The sequence below is a fragment of the Neisseria sp. P0001.S005 genome (genome assembly GCF_051963715.1).
This window is the reverse complement of record NZ_JBQCTZ010000921.1, coordinates 1-304: the sequence shown is the minus strand read 5'-3', so window position 1 is coordinate 304 and position 304 is coordinate 1. Positions and strand designations below refer to the sequence as shown.

The 304-nt window shown below is 38.2% G+C and carries 1 protein-coding gene; it reads left to right on the top strand.

Annotated elements, in window-relative coordinates:
* Positions 1 to 183, top strand: a 183-nt coding sequence (locus ACTHSP_RS23500) for a hypothetical protein (RefSeq protein ID WP_440347179.1), incomplete at its 5' end; no start/stop codon positions are given.
* Between the last annotated feature and the right edge of the window lie 121 nt (positions 184 to 304).

Below are 304 nucleotides of genomic sequence, written 5' to 3'. Positions count from 1 at the left end.
AAATTGGTAGACGCAGGGGACTCAAAATCCCCCGCCGCAAGGTGTGTCGGTTCGAGTCCGACCCTGGGCACCAAATTTAAAAAACCTCTTGATTCAGTCAAGAGGTTTTTTGCTATTTATCCTTTGCAAAAAACCTTCTCCTTACTCAAACTGTCAACAATCTCCCCACATCAAGCTCAATAAAACTGTTTTTTTATTTCTTTAAAATCAAACGATAATCTATTTTCACTCCTTAAACGTTAAAAGATGAAAGATTTTGTCTTGCTTGTACAGTCGGATTGCGTTATCGTTTCTACTCTTTTTC